Annotated in this window: 19 protein-coding genes; 11 read left to right on the top strand and 8 right to left on the bottom strand. The window is 53.3% G+C overall.

The genetic code is table 11. The features are described from left to right. Positions 1 to 42 precede the first annotated feature (42 nt). Positions 43 to 1137, bottom strand: coding sequence for a response regulator (locus tag GZZ87_RS10620; RefSeq protein ID WP_162026708.1), 1095 nt, complete (start codon positions 1135 to 1137; stop codon positions 43 to 45). Positions 1138 to 1365: 228 nt separating this feature from the next. Between GZZ87_RS10620 and GZZ87_RS10615 the strand changes: the two genes are divergently transcribed. Beyond that, positions 1366 to 2055, top strand: coding sequence for a pseudouridine synthase (locus GZZ87_RS10615; RefSeq protein ID WP_162026707.1), 690 nt, complete (start codon positions 1366 to 1368; stop codon positions 2053 to 2055). 7 nt (positions 2056 to 2062) lie between these two features. On the opposite strand, the gene GZZ87_RS10610 is transcribed toward GZZ87_RS10615, so the two are convergent. From GZZ87_RS10610 to nadD, 4 genes are all read right to left on the bottom strand, one after another. Continuing rightward, the gene (locus tag GZZ87_RS10610; protein WP_162026706.1) at positions 2063 to 3922 is read right to left on the bottom strand and encodes an ATP-binding protein; all 1860 of its coding nucleotides are present in this window, start codon (positions 3920 to 3922) and stop codon (positions 2063 to 2065) included. Beyond that, the gene (locus GZZ87_RS10605; protein WP_162026705.1) at positions 3915 to 4763 is read right to left on the bottom strand and encodes a PAS domain-containing protein; all 849 of its coding nucleotides are present in this window, start codon (positions 4761 to 4763) and stop codon (positions 3915 to 3917) included. The genes GZZ87_RS10610 and GZZ87_RS10605 overlap by 8 nt, the downstream gene beginning before the upstream one ends. Positions 4764 to 4857: 94 nt before the next feature. Next, positions 4858 to 5223 carry a ribosome silencing factor gene (rsfS, locus tag GZZ87_RS10600; RefSeq protein ID WP_162026704.1) on the bottom strand — a complete coding sequence of 122 codons (366 nt, stop codon included), beginning with the start codon at positions 5221 to 5223 and terminating at the stop codon, positions 4858 to 4860. 7 nt (positions 5224 to 5230) lie between these two features. Further along, positions 5231 to 5848 (bottom strand): nicotinate-nucleotide adenylyltransferase, encoded by a 618-nt coding sequence (gene nadD / locus GZZ87_RS10595; protein ID WP_162026703.1) that lies wholly within the window; start codon positions 5846 to 5848, stop codon positions 5231 to 5233. A gap of 73 nt (positions 5849 to 5921) precedes the next feature. Here nadD and GZZ87_RS10590 point away from each other — a divergent pair, with 73 nt between their 5' ends. Further along, on the top strand, positions 5922 to 6593 hold the full coding sequence (locus GZZ87_RS10590) for an exopolysaccharide biosynthesis protein (RefSeq protein ID WP_162026702.1): 672 nt from the start codon (positions 5922 to 5924) through the stop codon (positions 6591 to 6593). Between the two features lie 249 nt (positions 6594 to 6842). Here the strand turns inward: GZZ87_RS10590 and hemN are convergent, their stop codons facing one another. Beyond that, the gene (hemN, locus tag GZZ87_RS10585; RefSeq protein ID WP_162026701.1) at positions 6843 to 8207 is read right to left on the bottom strand and encodes an oxygen-independent coproporphyrinogen III oxidase; all 1365 of its coding nucleotides are present in this window, start codon (positions 8205 to 8207) and stop codon (positions 6843 to 6845) included. Positions 8208 to 8302: 95 nt separating this feature from the next. Further along, entirely contained in the window at positions 8303 to 9235 is a 933-nt protein-coding gene (locus GZZ87_RS10580; protein WP_162026700.1) for a metalloregulator ArsR/SmtB family transcription factor, read from the bottom strand. Between the two features lie 226 nt (positions 9236 to 9461). On the opposite strand from GZZ87_RS10580, the gene GZZ87_RS10575 reads away from it, so the two are divergent. From GZZ87_RS10575 to GZZ87_RS10535, 9 genes are all read left to right on the top strand, one after another. Beyond that, complete coding sequence (locus tag GZZ87_RS10575) at positions 9462 to 9818, top strand: helix-turn-helix transcriptional regulator (protein WP_162026699.1); 357 nt, start codon at positions 9462 to 9464, stop codon at positions 9816 to 9818. Further along, positions 9815 to 11119, top strand: a complete 1305-nt coding sequence (locus GZZ87_RS10570) for a type II toxin-antitoxin system HipA family toxin (protein ID WP_162026698.1) — start codon at positions 9815 to 9817, stop codon at positions 11117 to 11119. Before GZZ87_RS10575 ends, GZZ87_RS10570 begins: the two co-directional genes overlap by 4 nt. Positions 11120 to 11206: 87 nt before the next feature. Next, on the top strand, positions 11207 to 13345 hold the full coding sequence (locus GZZ87_RS10565) for a hypothetical protein (protein WP_162026697.1): 2139 nt from the start codon (positions 11207 to 11209) through the stop codon (positions 13343 to 13345). Between the two features lie 148 nt (positions 13346 to 13493). After that, a complete protein-coding gene (locus GZZ87_RS10560) occupies positions 13494 to 13856 on the top strand; it encodes a hypothetical protein (RefSeq protein WP_162026696.1) in 363 nt (120 codons plus the stop codon). A gap of 98 nt (positions 13857 to 13954) precedes the next feature. Continuing rightward, positions 13955 to 15385 (top strand): efflux RND transporter periplasmic adaptor subunit, encoded by a 1431-nt coding sequence (locus GZZ87_RS10555; protein ID WP_162026695.1) that lies wholly within the window; start codon positions 13955 to 13957, stop codon positions 15383 to 15385. 24 nt (positions 15386 to 15409) lie between these two features. Further along, positions 15410 to 16141, top strand: coding sequence for an ABC transporter ATP-binding protein (locus GZZ87_RS10550; RefSeq protein ID WP_162026694.1), 732 nt, complete (start codon positions 15410 to 15412; stop codon positions 16139 to 16141). Next, on the top strand, positions 16138 to 17280 hold the full coding sequence (locus GZZ87_RS10545) for an ABC transporter permease (RefSeq protein ID WP_162026693.1): 1143 nt from the start codon (positions 16138 to 16140) through the stop codon (positions 17278 to 17280). The genes GZZ87_RS10550 and GZZ87_RS10545 overlap by 4 nt, the downstream gene beginning before the upstream one ends. 7 nt (positions 17281 to 17287) lie before the next feature. Continuing rightward, positions 17288 to 18457, top strand: a complete 1170-nt coding sequence (locus GZZ87_RS10540) for an ABC transporter permease (protein WP_162026692.1) — start codon at positions 17288 to 17290, stop codon at positions 18455 to 18457. Between the two features lie 33 nt (positions 18458 to 18490). Continuing rightward, entirely contained in the window at positions 18491 to 19045 is a 555-nt protein-coding gene (locus GZZ87_RS10535) for a hypothetical protein (protein WP_162026691.1), read from the top strand. Between the two features lie 22 nt (positions 19046 to 19067). Here the strand turns inward: GZZ87_RS10535 and GZZ87_RS10530 are convergent, their stop codons facing one another. Continuing rightward, on the bottom strand, positions 19068 to 19322 hold the full coding sequence (locus tag GZZ87_RS10530; RefSeq protein ID WP_162071445.1) for a hypothetical protein: 255 nt from the start codon (positions 19320 to 19322) through the stop codon (positions 19068 to 19070). Positions 19323 to 20843 lie beyond the last annotated feature (1521 nt).

Here is a 20843-nt window from a genome sequence, read left to right as displayed (position 1 = left end):
TACGGAGTTTTGTCGAGACGGATTTCGTCTAAATTCATCAAATTAGCCACCCGCATGCGTCGCAGCAACCGTCCGAATGTGCTCAAGCAGTCCTTCGATATTTCGAGTCAGCTCCATTCTGCGTAATTCAACGACTAGCAGATCCGCTTCCTCGCGCCCATATTCATACGAAATCCCATATTGCTTAGGTTTGGAGATAATGTGCCGCGCCATCGCCTCAACATCCTGTGGTCGCTCCTCCAAGCTAGGAACAATCAACTGGCACAGTGAAATCTCAAAATATAGGTTATCATCAATCGTGCCCTTACTCAATTCTTCGTCGAGGCAAGTATAAGCGAGGCAAATCACGTGCATACTTTCTGCGATCTCCTGAAAGGCATTTGCCAATAGGCGCTGAAATTCCATCGGTAATGCCTCGACATAGTGTAGCACTAACGTGCCTCCCCGCGCCTCATTGAGTAGTGTCCCCCACTCTCCCTCACGACTCAGCAACTGCGTCATCAAGGCCTCTTCATCCAACTCATTACAGTGGCACTCCACGAAGTGACTCTTTGCAAAGGGTCCATGCTCATGAATAAACCGAGCAATATACGATTTACCAGTGCCGATCGGCCCTGAAATAAGGATAGGCTCCTTCAAGTTGATCTTTTCCTTCAACTCTCGACGCACAATGCCAATTTCTTTGCTATCCCCCAACAATCCGAGACACTGATCCATACGGTTACTCAAGGCAATCGGACTCATGATGCCTGTCGCACCACGCTCTCGCCCCAAAGCAACCCGTAACACTTCGCTCAATGCACGTATATTGACCGGCTTTGATAATACATCAAAAAAACCAGAACCCTCGACCGCCGATCGTGCGCGTAAATCCAAGTAGCCAGTCATCAACACGCACACCGCCGATGGCTTAATTTCAAGAACCTTCTCAACGAACTCAAAGCCATCCATTGGCTCCATTTTATAGTCGGTCATGACGAGGTCATAATGCTTCTGCTTAAACAAGGTAAGCGCATCTGCGCCGGAGCCAGCCAGATCTATACTATAATTTAGCCCTGCACATAATGCAGAAACGACTTCACGATCCATTTTACTATCATCAACAAATAAAATAGTAGGTGAATCGCTGGAACTCATAAGTTTAAGTTAGACAGGGGTAAGGAGGCTAGTCGAAAAAATAAGGTGAATACCTTATCTAATATGGGTATTTTTTGCAACACATTACGAGATGCAATCAAACATGCATTGCAACTATTATATTACAAATAATAAACCACTAGATAAGCTCACGCCATACCCTCCCGCTATTTTGATATTTAAACAATAGGCTTCCAATTCAGTCGAGAGTTCGCCCTGTATGCTACAATGCACTTACCGATCATCTATCAGGACGAAGACTACGTCGCGATCGACAAACCACCAGGCCTACTGGTGCACCGCACGCAACTAGATGCTTATGCGACTCAATTCGCGCTACAAATCCTGCGCGATCAAATCGGCCAAGAGGTCTTCCCGTGCCATCGACTCGACCGACCGACCAGCGGCATCCTACTCTTTGCACTCAACCACGACGCCCTGCGTTTCGCTCAAAATCAATTCGCAGAGAAAACGACACATAAAGAATACCACGCAGTGGTTCGCGGCTGGACTCCCGCCAGCGGCGAGATCGATTATGACCTACGCTCCGAAGACAACCCAACCAAATCAAAAAGCGCACAGACGCGCTACACCCGCGTCAGTCGCTGCCAGTTAGAACTACCAGTCGGGCGCTACCCAACTGCCCGTTTCTCGCTATTGAAGTTAATCCCACTCACAGGCCGCAAGCACCAGCTACGTCGACACATGGCCCACATTCGCCACCCCATACTAGGCGACACTTGCCACGGAGACAGCACACAAAACCGCTTTCTCCGAGAGCACTTCGGCGTGCAACGACTATTACTCCGAGCTACCAGACTAGAAATCGAAGCCCCGAACCACGCGACTCGCTTACAGTTAGAAGCCCCTCGGGCATGTGAGTTCAACCAACTCATCGCAGCCCTCAAACTGCCATAACACCTGACTAGTCCGACGCAAACAACTCGACAATCCTCTGTTCGAGTAGGTCATACTTCAGTGGCTTGCTGAGGTAAGCATCCATACCAGCATCGATGCAACGCCCCTCATCGCTGGACAATGCATTAGCAGTCAACGCGATGATTTTGACCCCCTGAACAGCGTCACCCACGGCACCCGAACGGATCAAACTCGTCGCCTCCAGTCCATCCATGACAGGCATTTGTAAATCCATAAAGACGAGATCACACTGTTCGTGCTTCAAATGCTCAATGAGCTCTTTTCCGTTTTCCTTAAAGTCAGCCTCCCAACCTAAGCGGCGTAACATCATCTGCAGCACGCGCTGATTCGCTAGATTATCTTCAGCCACTGCGATCTTCAGCGGTAATCGCTCTCCTAGCTTCGGCGGTCGATCCTCGGCCGCAGTTTCCTTTTTTATTTTAAATGGAATATGTGGAGGCGTCACACTCCCTCCCCCATCGGCCTCCTTGATTTGAATGCGCGTATAGAAACTAGACCCTTTGCCAATACGACTCGTGGCCCAGACCTTCCCTCCCATGGCCTCTGCGAGGCGCTTACAAATCACTAAGCCTAACCCTGTGCCTCCATATTTCCTTGTCGTCGATGAGTCGCCCTGCGAGAAGGGCCGGAACAATTTATTCAATTGCTGAGAGTTCATTCCGATCCCGGTATCGCGCACCTCAAACTCAAGCGCACAAGCGCCATTCGCATCAGGGATCGAGTCCCGCGTTACGATCAAGCTGACCTCACCCTGTTCGGTAAATTTAACCGCATTTGCCAATAGATTCGTCAAAATCTGACGAATACGCGTTTCATCCCCATCGATCTTACGCGAAACGTCATCGCTAATCTCAACATTCAGAACAATGCCTCGCTGTGTTGCTTCATTAAAAAATAAACCAACAAGCTCACGCAGCATCGTCACCAAATTAAACGTGCGGACCTCTAGGTTCATATAACCAGACTCAATCTTAGAAAAATCTAGCACGTCATTAATCAACGCCATCAATGTCTGACCGCTAGAGCGAACGGTATTTACATAGTCCATTTGCTCCTCACTCAAGTCAGTCTCCGCAAGCATATCAATAAAGCCAATCACACCGTTCAATGGGGTGCGAATTTCATGGCTCATCGTTGCTAAGAAATCACTCTTTGCCCGATTGGCAAAATCTGCTTCTTGCGCAGAAGCTTGCGCCTCAGAGATCACTAAATTCAGACGCTGGTTCACCTCCTCCAACTTGCGTTGAGCCAACTCAGCATCCTCCATCATACTGAATGCGACTTTACGCCCCTGACTCAACTCCTGGGCTTGATTCACCAAATCACTATTCATACCGACCAACTCCTTCTCGGCACGTTTCCAACGCTGCTCAGTCTCCCCTCGCTCACGCACAACTTGGCGCATCAGATTCGTGATAGACTTAAACTCCGAAAAATCAAAGACCTGATGCATCAACGCGGACCCCTCAGCGCCACCACTAGACAATCGATCCCCCAATAAAGCCAAATTTTGTTCCACCACCGAAGACAGGTGCCTAGCGACCAGCACAGGAATCGCAATGCCCGCCGCCAAAACCGCCAATGCAAACGCCACATCAAGTAATATCCCCTGATTCAACTCCCTCTGGCGTTCTCCACGTATAGCCTCGACCTCATAAACCCACCCACTGGGAAATTCCTGCACCATCAACTCATCCATCTGCACCTCAAGCGCATGACTATTCTCAAGATAATACGTCAATCGAATCGAAAACAACAAACACACCACCAATAACAGCAATAAAACCATTGGTAGTCCTGCAAATACGATGAATGCCCTCGCAATCGAATTTGAACGCTTACTCATGCTCGACTGCCTTGTTTGTTTTAATCAGTTGCTGAACAAAACGAGAATCATCCGTCGTCGAGTCGACCCTATAACGAACAGGCTTACCTGCCTCTTTTAGCAATTGGTTCACCTCACCCTTTAACTCCAGCACACGCCCCTCTCGGCGCACGATGCCTTTCTTAAAGCGCTCTAAATCATCCATGACTCGCTCATATTCCCCCAACTCCGCAGCCTGACGCGGCAAGCGATAAAAGGCAGCTTCGACCAAATGTAGATGAGCCATGTAGCGACCAGTAATCAATAACACCGCTGGTTTTCCGTCTGCACGCTTACAAATGAGCTCTTCACGCACACTGATCGTTCCCACCTTGATTTGATATACCACACTCGTCAAATGCGTGGAATCGACCCCCAACACCTCCTCTAAGGGGGCGCCAACTAAGTCCTGCTTTGCTGAAATACCCAATAAGTCAAAAAAACCAGCACTCACACGATCAATGATCAGAGTTCCTGCATCGAAAGTCACCAGACAGGCGACTGAATTCGCATACAGCTCGTCAATCCGATCAATCTCCAGCCCCAACCGCGCAGCATGCTTGCGCTCTTCCTGAGCCAGCTCCAACACCAGCGCCCGTTCCCGACAAATAAAGCCCCCCACTGCCAAAGCACTTAGCGAAGCAAAAATAATAGTCTCCATCGGTGGCACCCCGATCCGCGAGAAAACGAGACAGAGTGCGGCAAAGGTGAAAATAGCAACCACCACACCGACCAAATAATAGTAAGAAGGAGAGGAAGAAGATACAGAAGAAGTATCAGACTGAAAATCCGCAGGCATCATTGAGTGCAGACGCGTCAACATCAAAGGCGACAGCGATTATATGCATAATAAGTCATGATGCCCGCCAACAATCAGGCAACGAAAATATACCATCATCACGATCAGCGAAGAGAGACTACAGCTCTACCTCATCCGAATCACGCCAGAGATAATCCAAGCGATACAGATCGCGCATCTCCTCGGTTTGTAGATGAATCATAAAATCAAATGCATCGACAACGACCCAACCGCTACCGACCTCGCGATCCTGCCCCAACAGCTTCACGCCTGCTTCACTCAGCGCCTTATCCAAAGCGGCCTTAATCGCCTTCACATGGGGATTCGAAGTGCCGGTCGCCAATATCATATAATCTGTAATTGACGATGTTTCACGCACATCGAGCACACGGATTGCAGCGCCCTTTTTATCTTCGATTGCGGATACAGCGCAGCGAATTTCATCGAGCGTGGTATTATTCTGAGTCTGTTTTGAATTGGCCATAGTGATTCTACTGCAAGTTCGTATAAAGCTCTTGCTCCGAAATGAAAGCCTGAACTGCACTTGGCACCAAACCATCTAACGGAAGCCCGGCTCCGCAACGGGCCCGAATCTCGCTTGAACTCTCCCCCATCATCGGTGCCTCGACCACCTGATAGCGCAACCCAGCCACTGACTCCGAACGCCTCAAATCCGCTCCAGGCCGCTCCAACACTAAAAAGGTCACGAGCTTTGCCAACTCATCAATATTGCGCCAATGGTGTAATTGCTCAAACTGATCACCCCCGATAATCCAAAATAACTCAGCTTGGTCGAAGCGTTCACGAAAATGGCGCACCGTATTAATAGTGTAACTCACCCCACCGAGCTCAATTTCATACGCGTCCACCTCAAACGCTGCCTCCCCCTCGATCGCCAAGCGAAGCATTTGCAAGCGTGCAGCATCACTCGACAGCGCCGCGTGGGCCTTCAGAGGCGACTGTGCCGCAGGTATCAAAATCACTCGATCCAGATGCGCCTGCTCCAACGCATAACGAGCCACCCGCAAATGCGCAGAGTGCACCGGATCAAACGCCCCGCCATACAGCGCAAGGCGCGCAGGCCGATTTTCATTCACAGGATCTTTCATACTTTCACTAGATTGTTTTGACCTTCAAGGGATACTGTTCGATAGCCTTTGTGCATAAACCAAGAAGCGCAATATGCAAACCACCCCTACAGACGACACTCACAATTCACTCGCCGACACACTCGAAAACATACATATCGAGGCAGACAATGGCGGCCCTTCCATCGGTGAGCTTGCCGATGCTGTCGGCGACAAAGGCTTCGGGGTGCTGCTCATGCTATTGGCACTTCCGAGCGCTCTACCCATACCCGCACCTGGCTACAGTATCCCATTTGGCATCGCCATGGCCATCATCGCCGCTCAAATCTTTATCGGTCGACAAACTATCTGGCTCCCGAAGCGGATCATGGCCTTTCGCGTGCACCCGAAGCTAGCCTCTAAAATGCTCCGCAGCGGCGCAGGATTCCTCAGGCGCGTCGAAACACTGATCAAACCAAGACTACGCTGGATGCATTCCAAAGCAGGGCATTCCGCTTTAGCTGTTATTATATTTATCATGGCCGTATTCATGATGATCCCAATACCTGGCACCAATACGATGCCAGCCATGTCGATCTTCATCATTGGAGTGAGCATGTCAGAAGAAGACGGCTTCATCGCCATCGGTGCCATCGCATGCGCAATTCTAGCCGCAACGATATCCGGAGTCGTCTTGTATCTATTCTGCACACAAGGCCCCGAAGCAGCCGACGGCGCGAAGGAATGGATCAAAGCGCAGCTCGGGATGGAGCCAACAAGCCACTAGTGCCCGATCTCTCGCGTTGTTTCGTATTTATCTGTTTCTCGAAAGACTTCGAAGAGTTGAGGTATTTTGGAGTTTGGTCGGCATGAACGTCGAACGTGAAACGTCCAATTTTGAATAGAAATTCGCGCTTCATTCCAATGCGCATTGGACGTTCGATGTTAAAAGTTCGATGTTCGTAGCCAAACCATAGGATTTGGGAAGTTTTGAATGTTACAGGCGACTAGGCTGGAAGCCACAATTCGCCTAGCGCTACACCGTCTTCGAATAGCGCCCGGTTGCGGTCGGATCTAGATACGCATCAAAGCACATCGCTAAGTTGCGCACAAACAAGCGCCCACGCTCTGTCACTGCAAAGCCCTTATCCGTCCAGACGATCAAGCCGTCACTGAGCGGCTCTTCCAATTGCTCAATCGCGTCGGCGAAATGTGCGCGAAAATCGATGTCCCACTTTTCAGACATCGCCCCGAAATCGAGAAACAAGTCACACATCAAGCGCATGATAATATCCGAGCGCATTTTGTCCTCGTCGGTCTGCTCGTAGCCCTTGGTGATCGGCAACTTGCCAGCCTTGAGCGAAGCCTCATAGGAAAGAATATCTTTGTTGTTCTGGCGGAACCCGTGAGCTCCCTGAGAAATACTGGAGATACCGAACCCGCAGATCTCAACCCCAGCACGTGTGCTGTAGCCCTGGAAGTTGCGCTGTAGCGATTGCTCGCGCTGCGCCGTCACTAGTTCATCGGTCGGCAACGCAAAGTGATCCATGCCAATATAGACATAGCCGGCTTCAGTCAGTCGCTCGATACAGAGTTGCAACAGCTCCAGCTTTGTCTCAGCCGATGGCAAACCGTGACGCTCCAGCAATTTTTGCGCAGGGCGCATCCAAGGCACATGGGCGTAATTGAAAATCGCAAAGCGGGCCGGCTTCAATTCGAGCACCAAATCTAGCGTGCGCGAGAAGCTTTCCGGAGTTTGCAGCGGTAGGCCATAGATCAAGTCCATATTGACCGAATCAAAGCCACAGTCGCGGAGGTTTTGCATCGTCTCCACATTCATCTCGTGCGGCTGAACACGGTGGATCGCCTTTTGCACATCGGGATCACAATCTTGCACGCCATACGACGCGCGCGTCACACCCATGCGAGCAAAGGCTTGAATGTGCTCGAGCGTCAAGCGACGTGGATCCAGCTCGACGGATTTCTCCGCATCCTCAGTAAAAGTGAAGTGCCGATCAATCATCGCCGCCAAGCGATCAATCTGCTCAGGACGAAAGAAGTTCGGTGTGCCACCACCAAAGTGCAACTGCACCGCCTTGCGGTTCGGGCTCAAGTGTTTGCAGAAAATCTCCAATTCCTGCTCCAGCAGATCCAAATAGTGATCGGCCTTATCATGGTTCAAGGTCGTGATCGTGTGACAACCGCAGAACCAGCATAAAGTCTCACAAAACGGCAGGTGAAAATACAACGACAGCGGCGCATCGCCCTCTTGAACAGACTTTAGCAAAGGTGTAGAATCTTCGTATTCACGAAAATGATTCGCCGGCGGATAGCTCGTATAGCGAGGCCCTGGGCGGTTATACTTATCAATAAGTTGAAGATCTTCGGCTGAAATGCGCATCGGTAGGTGTCCTATTTTTAAAGAACAAAGAGACAATCACTCCCCCCCTCCTTTGCCAAGACGTAAGAGGACCCGCGCAGCATCTTTCCTAAGCGCTACCCCTTCACGCCACTCGCAAGGACGGTCTGAAAGTTCGGCTCTTCCGCTTCGCGAGCGACGACGTTGACCTCAATTTGACGAAAACCCGCATCTTTCAACAACTGATAGAGCTTGTTTTCCGAGAATCCGAGCCACACGTCGGCGTAGAGATCGTGCGCCTTTTCAAATTGGTGCTCCAAGAGATCGATGATGATCAACTGCCCACCGGGCTTTAAAATACGTGCAGCTTCCGTGATCGCTTTTTGCGGTCGTTGCGCGTGGTGTAGCGCCTGGCTCAGTAGCGCGAGATCAAAGCCATTCGCCTTGAGCGGCACATCCTCAATATCACCCAGTTTGTAGCTGAGATTGGTAAAGCCATTTTTCTTAGCAAGGTCGCTGCCGAACTCGACCATCTTCGGCGAATTGTCGACACAGACCACCATTTCCGCGCGACGCGCTAGCAATTGAGAGAGCAGGCCTTCGCCCGCCCCGAGATCTGCGATCTTAATCTTCGGCGTGAGGTGTAGCAGAAAATGCCCAATCGCTTCCCAACTACGACCAGGGCAATAGTTCTTCCCCAAACGCCCCGCTACGGAGTTGAAATATTGCTCCGACTGCTGCTTACGTTTCTCCAGAATTCGCTTCAAGTTAGCATTGTCCTCGCCGATCTGAGTCGTGGATTCTACGGCCGCGCACGCTGCCTGCATCAGCGCAGCGCCTTGAGCATCAAAGCCGCCATTCAAAGCATAAAAAGTTTTCTTACCCTCGCGACGGTCATGCACCAACTCGCCCTGCCTCAATAGGCCCAGATGCGAGGAAATGCGCGACTGCCCCATATTTAGCACTTCCTGAAGCTCTGCCACCGAAAGTTCCTCCTTCGTCAGCAACGAGAGAATCCGCACCCGTGTCGAGTCCGCTAATAGTTTCAAAATTTCCCAAGAGTCAGCCATATATAAAGGAGTTAGAATTAGGGAGTTCACTGAGATTGCGAGTTGATATTTTTCAACGCGTATAAACACTTAATTATTTAAAATTCCATTAAACGCCAGATTTGACCTATAATAGGACAAATCAGCAAATAACCGTCAGATTAGGCTTATTATTAAATTACTACTTTACGTCACATTAGACGTTTATAGTTGAAAAATGAGAGATAAATGCCACATTAGACGAGTAATGGACATACAAGAACACATGACTGACGACATCATCGTCCACGAATTAGGACAACGGCTGGCTCGCCTGCGGCTTGACAAAAACCTCACTCAAGCACAATTGGCACACGAAGCTGGCGTCGGCGTGCGCACTGTCCAACGCCTAGAAACTGGCACCGCTGCGCCACAGCTCACCATGTTTATCCGGATCTGCCGCGCATTGGGCATCGTCGACCATTTCAACCTACTCGTCCCTGAGCCCATCCCCAGCCCGATGCAGCAACTCAAAATGCGCGGCAAACTACGTCAGCGCGCCAGCGGCCAAAGCATGGCAGTCGGCGAAGATCCCGGCAAATGGACATGGGCGGACGGCACATGATCGCCGAAATACAATTATGGGGGCGCACCATCGGTGCCGTGACCTGGAGCGCAAGCCAAGACATCGCCGCGTTTGAGTATGACCGTGCCTTCCTGCAAAGCGGGTTTGAAATCGCACCGCTCATGATGCCGCTGAGCGAGCGCGTCTATCGCTTCCCGGCACTGCCTAGAAATACGTCTATGGGGCTCCCCGGGCTACTCGCAGATGCCCTGCCCGATAAATTCGGCAACGCCCTGATCAACACCTGGCTCGCGAGCCAAGGCCGCAAGAGTGAGCAATTCACTCCCGTCGAGCGACTCTGCTACACCGGCCGGCGCGGCATGGGCGCACTAGAGTTTCTGCCCGTAATCGGCCCGCGCCCACGCAAAGCAACGCGAATCGAGATCGATGCCCTGATTGACCTCGCGTCCGACGTGCTCACCCATCGCAACACACTTCAAGGCAACTTCAAAGACTCCACTCGCGCAAAGGCGCTCAAAGACATTCTACGAGTGGGCACTTCTGCGGGCGGCGCGCGCGCAAAGGCTGTCATCGCATGGAATCGACAGACCCACGAGGTGCGCTCCGGTCAAATTGCCGCCGACACTGGCTTCGAATATTGGCTACTCAAATTTGACGGCGTCAACGGCAACAAAGACAAAGAGATGGACGACCCGAAGGGTTACGGCGCGGTCGAATATGCCTACTACTTAATGGCTCAAGCCGCTGGTATTCAAATGAGCGAATGCCGCCTACTCGAAGAGCACGACCGCCGCCACTTCATGACGCGCCGCTTCGACCGCCTGCCTGGTGGCGAGAAGCTCCACATGCAATCGCTCTGCGCAATGGCTCATTACGATTTTAACGCAGCCGGTGCCTACGCCTACGAACAGGCGTTCTTAGTCATGAACCAACTGCACCTTGATATGGATGCCACCGAGCAGCAATTCCGTCGCATGGTGTTTAACATCGTCGCACGCAACCAAGACGATCACGTCAAGAATATCGCCTTCCTCATGGATAAGAATGGCCGTTGGTCGCTCTCGCCTGCGTTCGACATCACGTATAGCTACAATCCCGACGGCGCATGGACAGCCACGCACCAAATGACGATGAACGGCAAACGCGACGGCTTCACCATGGCTGATTTCAAGGCCTGCGCAAAGAGCGCCCAAATGAAACGCGGCCGCGCCCAGGAAATCGTCAAAGAAGTCATCGACGCCGTCAAACAGTGGCCCGAACACGCAGACGCAGCCAAAGTAAAAGCCACGTGGGTTCAACAGATACAAGCACAGCACCGCCTACAATTCTCCAAAGACTAATCAGATTAGGAATGAAGTATTTATTAATTCCTATTCGTGTCCATTCGTGGTTACAATTCTACCGCCACGCGTTAGCAGTTTTAAGATATGAAAATTCTAGACAACCTGAAGTCAACTTACCCTTGGACGATCAAACACATGGGCGGCATCTTTCAGGTGCAGTTAAACACCGTCAAAGATCTGGAAGCACTCGCCACACTCGACCCGAAGCTATGGGTCGCACTGAGTTGCCCCGTCAATGATCTAGAGATTGACCCCCGCACCCTCTCACTCATCGATTACGATGCCGACGGTCGCGTGCGAATCGAAGAGATGCGCAATGCGGTGGCATGGACATTGAAGCGCCTCGCCAAGCCAGACTCGCTCTTTAGCGGAGGCGACTTACCACTCGACGCCATCAACACCTCAGACCCCGAAGGCGAAAAGCTACTCGCCTCCGCGAAGCAAATCCTCGCCAACATGGGCGCATCCGACGCCACCAGCATCTCTGTCGAGCAGGCCGCCAACACCTCAAAGATCTACGGCCAGTCGCGCCTCAATGGTGATGGCGTCATAGCAAAAGACGCCACCGACGTTCCCGAACTACAGCAGCTGATCGCCGAAATCATGGATTGCCTCGGAGCCAACACCGACCGCAGCGGTGAGCCTGGCATCACACAAAAGAAGCTCGATGCCTTCCTAGCAGAGCTAAAAGCCTACGAAGTGTGGTGGGCGCAAGGCGAACTAGACTCTGCGAAAGGCGAAGTCATCTTCCCTCTGGGCGACGACACTCCAACAGCATTCACTCACTTACTTGCCGTTGAAAAGAAAATCGACGACTTCTTTGCTCGTTGCCAGCTGGCGGCCTTCGACGCACGTGCCGAAGCACCACTCAATCACGATATATCGCTGTATAAAGCCATCGCAGAAGAAGACTTCTCGAGCAGCCGTAAGGATATCGAGCGACTCCCACTTGCCAAAGTATCAGGCACTTCGACTGTGCCACTATTCGAAGGCATCAACCCCGAGTGGAAGCAACGCATGCAAACGCTCTGCGAGCAAGTCGTGCGCCCACTCAACATTGGCACAGGCGACTCGCTCGAGATCGAAGAGTGGCAACAAATCAAAAGCCACTTCAAAGCCTATCGCAAATGGCGACAGTCCAAGCCAGAGACCCAAACAGAGAAACTCCCCATCACACGCGTGCGCGAGATCCTAGACTCTGACTTGGGCGCACAACTCGCCGCCCTGCTCGCCGAAGACCACGCCTTGGCTCCGCTCATGAAGTCCGTCGATGCGGTAGAAAAACTCGCCCGCTTCCACCGCGACTTGATTTGCGTGCTCAACAATTTCGTCAACTTCAACGACTTTTACGACGAGTCACAGCCCGCGATCTTTCAAGCCGGCGTCCTCTATTTGGACGGCCGCGAATGCCGCCTATGCCTACGCGTTGCCAACCCAGCGAAACACGCAGTGCTCGCCACCCTATCACGCGCCTTCGTCGCTTACTGCGAATGCCGACGCAAAGACTCCAAAGACAAATTCTACATCGCTGCAGTGTTCTCTGCTGGTGATTCCGCAAATTTAATCGTTGGTCGCAACGGCATCTTCCAAGACAGGCAAGGTCGTCTTTGGGATACCACCATCGTGCGCCTCATTGAAAACCCGATCAGCATCCGCGAGGCATTTCTAATGCCATATGCACGCGTCGGCCGTTTCATTGGCGATAAATTAGAAAAGTGGGCCGTGACACGCGACAAAGCCATGCAAAAGCAAATGGAAACTGGCGTAGAAACCGTAGGCAACGGAAACACTTCTGGCAAAACAAGCAAGGACAGCAACATCGGCGGAGTCGCAGGCATGCTAGCCGCGGGGGGCATCGCACTCGGCGCAGTCGGCGCGGGTCTCGCATCACTCTTTGAGACATTCAACGCACTTAATTGGTGGGAGATACCACTCGTCATCGGTGGGCTCGTGCTGATGATCTCACTCCCATCCATGCTGATCGCCTGGCTCAAGATCCGTAAACGCACACTCGCTCCCCTACTCGACGCATCTGGATGGGCAGTGAACGGCCGCACGCTGATCTCGCCAAAGCTAGGGCGCAGCCTCACCAGCAGCGCCACACTACCGATTGCATCCTGCTGCCAATTCGATGAACGCAATCATGCGCGCAAGTGGCTGTGGATCGCGCTCGGCATAGCAATCTTTGCGACTGTCGCCGGCTGGACCTGTGTGTTTCTGTAAATCCGATTCCACTTAATCCCACATTCAAAAAAGAACAAAAGAAGAGGATCGCAGGCCCGCTGGGAATAAAAGATCGCAAGACAGGATCTAATCATACAGGTCAGGACTTGCCTTCTATTTATGTTTCGATTGGATCGCCTCTAAGGTCATGCGCATCTTCTACATCAGCTTACTCGCTCTATTGCCATTCATGGGATTTTCTCTGAATGCAGCAGTTTGTGTGTGCCCACAGTCTGAGAGCGCACAAGCAGGAATCGACGCAGTGCCATGCTGCCAAGAATCGCCCGCAACTTGCTGTATGCAGCAAAATCGCGAACCTGCACCGGAGCAACCACTGCTCAGCGTGGTGCACAAAGTCGACACTTTCCAGCTGACATTAGTCGCCCTCGCCACATTGAGCGATGACCGGGCGATTCTCCGCCCACAGGCAGGTTTACATGCGCAGCGGGCACGCCCGCCTCCCCTGCCAGTCAGCGCACAGCGCTGCACCCTGCAGTCCTGGTTAATCTGATTTTGTGATTCGTCCGAACGCACGACCGTCGCTGACGGCTCGTGCTCTAGCTACGTGTCGGCCCATGCGCCGACCGCACTGCCAACGAATCACACACCATGGCCCAAGCATCAGATCTATATAACAAACCAGGGAGCCACGAATCGCCCCCACCTCAAGCCAAGCAATCGCGGCAACGACTCGCGAAACTGATACCCTTCGCACTGATTATCGCGTTCGTGCTACTACTCGCACTACTCTTCGGTGAGCGCTTCGTGCCCGCACATGAGGTGCAACTCGAGTCAGTCGTCACACAACGCAGTCAACAAGTCGTGCAAACAAGCTCAGCGACTCCGCCGAGCCACGCAGACGACTTCGGAGGCGACGCCGTGTTTCAAGCCTCTGGCTGGATCGAAGCCGACCCGCTACCAATTCGTGTCGCAGCACTCAACGATGGCTTTGTCGACACGGTTCATGTCTTAGAAGGACAAACAGTCACGAAAGGGCAACTGCTGGTAAAACTCGTCGATGATGACGCTCGCCTAGACCTACAATCCGCGAAAGCCGAAAGCGGACAACGTGCCGCCGCACTGACTGAAATGCAGTCAATGGTTCGTGCAACCGAAGCCGGCCTAGAACGTCTAGTCGAAGAGGTGGATATCGAACACGCGCGCATCGAAGAGCTGCGCGACGACGCCACTCGACTCAAATCGGCAGGCGCTCAAAGCGTCTCTGAACAAGAGATCACCCAATCGCGACTCCGTGTATTGACGCAGCAAGCCGTGATTCAAGCGCTCGAAGCCAACCGCGGGGAATTGGAGGCCGAGCTCGCCGCACGTAAGGCCACCGTGCGACGTGCCGAACACGAACTCCATGCAGCAGAGACCGATGTTGCGCGCAAACAACTGGCACTCGACCGCATGGAGATCCGTAGTCCGATCGACGGGATCATCCAGCAGCTCTATGTGAGCCCAGGCAAGAAGCGCTTCGCCATGATGGACGATCCAGAATCCGCCACGATCGCAAAACTATATATGCCAGAGGCACTACAAGCACGCATCGACGTGCCACTCGAAGAAGCCGCACAACTCCGTGTCGGCCAAGCCGTGCGCCTGCGCAGCGTATTCCTACAAGACAAGATCTTCGAAGGCCGAGTCAGCCGCATCGAAGGCCAAGCCGACCTACAGCGCAACACCCTGCAGGCCAAAGTCGAGCTACTCAACAGTGCCGACGGCCTGCGCCCTGAAATGCTCTGCCGCGCAGAGTTTCTCGCACCTGCCTCATCCGGCACCCTCAACAATACTGCTGCTAACACTGGTCGCGCCACCGTCTATGTGCCAACCAAGGCACTCATTGAACGCGACGGTAACACTGCGACTTGGACACTGGATGCCTCGGGAAAACGCGCGACCCTACAAACGCTACGTGTCGCAACTGAAATACGTGACGGCTATCAGCACGTGCTCGAAGGCCTCAAGCCTGGTGCCCGCGTCGTCATCCACCCACCCGCAGACCTCGAAGAAGGCGACCGCATACGTCCACAGGACTAAACCACTTAACACCACTTTTCAAAGATGACCGACTCTCAACCACAAAGCCTGATTCGTTGCCGAGGACTCTCTAAAACCTATCGCAAGGGCAGCACCACCGTCACTCCGCTCGAAGCGCTCGACCTCGACGTCGGTCGTGGCGAATTCCTTGCGCTCATGGGGCCTTCCGGCTCCGGCAAAACGACCTTGCTCAATCTAATCGCCGGCATCGACCATCCTACAACGGGCGAACTCTGGGTCGGCGATCGCGACCTCGGCACACTCTCGCGCGGCGAACTCACCAGTTGGCGCGCACGCCACTGTGGCTACATTTTTCAACTCTATCACCTCGTGCCCATCCTTACGGCATTCGAGAATGTCGAACTCCCGCTACTGCTCAACCCAGAGCTCAGCCGCGATGAGCGACGCGCCAAGGTCAATGCCGCACTCGACCTCGTCGGGCTAGCAGACCGTATGGATCACCGCCCGAGTGAGCTATCCGGCGGCCAAGAACAACGCGTCGCCATTGCCCGCGCCATCGTCACGGATCCCGAGCTATTAGTCGCCGACGAACCCACGGGTGACCTCGACCGCGAGTCCGCAACATCGATCCTTAATTTGATGCGAGAGCTCTCCTCCGACTTTGGCAAGACCATCGTTATGGTCACGCACGACGCCGTCGCCGCCGAAGCAGCGAGTCGCACACTGCATCTGGAGAAAGGTCAGCTCATTGAGCAAGATCGTATTCATAAAACCAATACAAACGCGACCTCATGAAACTTCACCACACACTCAACCTCGCGCTCAAGCAAGTGCTACGCCACCGAGTGCGCAGCTTGCTGACTGTGGCAGGTGTCGGCGCAGGGATGTTTCTCTTCACCTCCGTGCAGACGATGCAGCACTCGCTCGCGCGCGTCATCCAAAGCGGCGCGAACGACAATGTGCTTGTTGTCTATCGTGAGAATCGCTTTTGCCCAATGACCTCACGCCTACCGGAACACTACCTCGGCGAGATTCAACGCATCGCTGGCGTCACCGAAGCCATCCCGATTCAAATCGCCGTGAACAACTGCGGCGCGAGTCTCGACGTCATCACCTTTCGTGGTGTGCCACCTGAAACACTGAGCGGCTACAATCCAGAGCTAGAGGTGGTGCGGGGCACGATGGATCAATGGCAATCACGCAGCGATGCCGCACTGGTAGGCGAGCACTTCGCTCGTCGGCGCGGCCTCAGCCCTGGCGATACCTTTGAGGCAGTCGGCGTGCGCGTATGGGTCGCCGGCATTGTGCGCTCACCGCTACAGCAAGATAACAACGTTGCCTATGTGCACCTCCCCTTCTTGCAACAGGCATCGCGTATCGGACTCGGCACGGTGACTCAGTTTAACGTGCGTGTGAGCGATACCTCACAAATCGAATCGGTTGCTCAAGAGATCGACGCACTCTTTGCATCCGACCAAGCACCCACCACGACAACGCCCGAGAAGGCCTTTTTCGTGCAGACCGCACGCGATATGATCGAGATGATCGCCTTCACACGCTGGATCGGTTTAGGCGCAGTGGTTGCCGTGCTCGGTCTCGTAGCCAATGCACTACTACTGGCCGCACGTGGCCGCGTGCAGGAAAGCGCGGTCTTTCAAACCATCGGTTTCTCACGCACTGCAGTGGGCGCGATCATGGTCGGCGAAGGTGCAGTGCTCGGGCTCGCAGGTGGGCTAGTAGGCAGCTTAGGGGCGTCGCTCTTTTTCTATCTCAAAAGCTACACCTTCGGCAACGAAGGGCTGACGCTCGCACTCGCACCGAGCCTAAGCGTTACCGTAACCGCGCTGGGCGTCGCCTGTGCGCTCGGCCTGCTGGCCTCACTCTGGCCAGCATGGGTCGCCGCAAAACGCCCACTTGTTGAATCCCTGCGCTGATTAACCGATGAAGCTTTTAAAACTACAATGCCTCCCCTTCGCGTATGCGACGCGCAACCTGCTGCGTGACATACCGCGCCTCTTGCAAAAGATTGGCGGCTCCTGCGTGGTGGTCTTTTTGATTCTCGCCGCAGGTGCGTTTAATGAAGGCATGAAATCCGTGCTGCGTGCCAGCGGCTCGGCCAACAATGTCATTCTAGTGAGTGCGGGCTCCGAAGAAAGTGTCGAGCGCGGCGAAATCGACGTGCAAGTCGAATCACTCGCAGCCGCTGGCATCCGCGGCATCGAGTCGCGTTTAGGACAACCAGCCGTTTCCGGAGAGGTGCACTTTATGGGCGCACTCTCAACGATCGACGGTGGTGATAGTCAAGCACTGCTGCGTGGCATCACGCCCTCGGCCTTCGAGGTGCATCGCGAAGTGCGCATTCTGGAGGGCGATTTCCCAGGCTCGGGTGAAGTGCTTGCAGGACGACTCGCGCACCATATGCTCGGCGTCTCGGCAGAGGCCATTCGCCCCGGAGCCGAAGTCGAATTCGAAGGGCAGCGCTTTACGATCTCAGGGATTTTCGAAGCGCCCGGCACCGTGATGGAGTCGGAGATCTGGTTTGACCGCAATGACCTGATGACATTGACCCAGCGCGAGTCACTCTCCTGCGTGATCGTGCGTTTAGAAGATCCTGCCAGCTTCGCTGCTGCCGATCTGTTTGCCAAGCAACGGCTCGATCTTGAGCTCAGTGCCATTCGCGAGGTCGACTACTACGACAAGTTGTCTGGCTTCTTTGCGCCGATTCGTGCCATGACTTGGCTGACAGCTGGACTGATTGCCGCAGGTGCAATCTTTGGTGGATTTAACCTACTCTACGCCGCCTTCGCCTCACGTATTCGCGAGCTCGCTACACTACAAGCGATCGGGTTTCGACGAGCCGCAGTATTTATCTCACTGGTGCAGGAGAGCCTATTGGCCACCCTCAGCGGCACCTTGCTGGCAGCATTTGCCGCGGTCGTTCTACTCGAAGGCCGCACGGTGCATTTTTCAATCGGCACTTTCGCACTAGAGCTCAGTAGCAGCGTCATCAGCTCCGGCCTCATAATGGGGCTACTGCTCGGCGTGCTAGGTGCAGTGCCACCCGCAATTCGCTGCCTCGCCGCACCACTCCCCAGCACACTGCGCTCCTAACCATCACTTAAATCAACCACCACAAATAATAGTATGAACACAAAAACAAACACATCCTCCACACTCACAGCGGCACTCGCACTCGGAGCCATTGCCCTATTTGCCACAGCCTGCGGCCCCAAAGATCAGCCCAGCGCCAGCCAAGCACCCAGCGATAACAGCGCACCCAGCATCCAACTATTACTAACAGAAGCGCCGGCAAATGCGCTCAGCGTCGCCAACGCGCGCGCTCAAGCCAAGCCCGGCGAATCGATCCAAGTGCGTGGACAAATAGGCGGCACACGCGCGCCCTTTGTCGATGGCTATGCCGGCTTCGTATTAGCCGACCCCGAACTCGAATTTTGCAACGAGATGGGCGATGATCACTGCACCACCCCATGGGACGCCTGTTGCGAAGATAAAGACAAACTCAAAGCGATGCGCGTCTCGGTGCAATTCGTCGACGCCAGCGGCAACCCGATCCAACAGGATTTAAAAGCAACCATCGGCCTCAAGGAGCAAGACACGGTCGCAGTGACCGGCACAGTGACCGAAAGCTCGACTCCCGACAACGTCATCATTCACGCAACAGCGCTTTATAAACTGTAAGTTAAACCTAAGCGTAGCGGAGTCAGGAACTGGTTTCGGCCGCAGAGCAGAACCCCAGCACCGAGCCCAAGCGTAGCGGAGCCAGGAACTGGTTTCGGCCACCGAGCCATAGCACCGAGCCAAAGTGTAGCGGAGCCAGGAACTGGTTTCGGCCACCGAGCCATAGCACCAAAGCCGTAGCGCCAGTCTTTAGACCGCAGCACAGAACCCCAGCACCGAACCCAAGTGTAGCGGATCCAGGAACTGGTTTCGGCTCGTTGCATCTGCAATAGCTCACGCCCGCTACGCTCAAGGCACAAAGCCCAGACAACTGCTTTCAGGATTACCTTCGTAGGGGCTTTCCTTGGGAAGACCGCACCGTGCAATGGGCTCCAAACACACCAAAAATAAATAAGTAAAAAGCCCCTCCGCATCCTCACACTTTGTGCCTTTGTGCCTTTGTGAGACACCTAATTCGTTTTTCCCCAAGCCGTGACGAAGGACATTGCTGCCATCGCGTGAGACATCGTCTTTTACGCGACGCCATCTACGGCAGACCTCCGTCCTGTCTGTCCACCGAGCCCCAGCCGTAGCGTGAAGATTCACCAACCGTGCACCTCCAAGGCATCTTTTAACCACCCGTTCCCGATGGTCACTGGAGGGCACAGAGGCACGGAGCCTGAACGACGCAACAGAGCACGAAGAGAGAGAGAGAGAGGAGTTTCGCATATTTCGTGCCTTTAGTAGTCAAAAAGAATGCCCAGCAGAGCCCAATAAGCCATCCGCGCGAGACCGCCGTGACACAGACATTGCTGCCATCGCGTGAGACATCGTCTTTTACGCGACGCCATCTACGGCAGACCTCCGTCTTGTCTGTCCTCCGAGCCCCAGCCGTAGCGCGAAGATTCACCAACCGTTTCGTTCGCACTAACACTTCCCACTCTCACTAACACTCTCACTTACACTTCAAAGCCGCGTGGAGCGAAGTCGCGTTAGACGAAGTCTGATACGCGCACGAAGCTCTTTACGCGGTCACTCGCCGCAGGCGCTCACTCTCGGCGCAGCCGAGTCAGCCGAGTCACAACGAATCCAGCGGACTACGCACCCCCATCCCAGGCTTCTTCATGACATGTGTGTAGATCTGCGTCGTCTCCCGCGTAAAAAGGCTGCGCCTCACGCGGTTCTTATTATTAAACCGCGTGAGGCGAAGCCTTTTACGCGATAACTTTCGCGATCTTTCTGCGGAAAATCGGAGGCTCCCAACACCTCCGCCCAACGGGGAAATTGTATGGTTTTCATAACAACCTAGATGGTGATCATAAATTCATTAAAATCAAATTTCAGACGCAATTAAATGCATGATTCGCCGGAAACACGAAAGCCTCACACGAACAACCCACTCTATTATCTACTGCACATGAGTCACTTACGTAATTCACAGGAAATTCCTAGGGGATTCCCCAATAGTGATATCATTCATTCAGACCATCACCCCGCTTAAAACCCCAAAAATGCGAAAAATACGCAAACTACCAATATGGCTCATCTAATAAACGCGTAAAAAAACGTCAAATACCATGAATACTAGGATTGAACCCGATTGGTCAGTGATAAACAGGCGAAAATCGTGCACATTTGAATGCACGATTCGACGGGACGAATTACTCATTAGAACCAAAGCGAACAAACCACTATCCACTGATTATAAGACTCTTACACCTCCAAGACGCAGGCTAACGCATATATTCATAAAAGTGATATCATGCATTCGTTTTGAAAAAGCCCTCTGAATGCACGATTTGCCGGAAACAAAACCTTG

The organism is Lentimonas sp. CC4 (genome assembly GCF_902728235.1).
In the GTDB taxonomy this organism is placed as follows: Bacteria; Verrucomicrobiota; Verrucomicrobiia; order Opitutales; family Coraliomargaritaceae; genus Lentimonas.
This window is presented reverse-complemented; position numbering and strand designations above follow the sequence as displayed.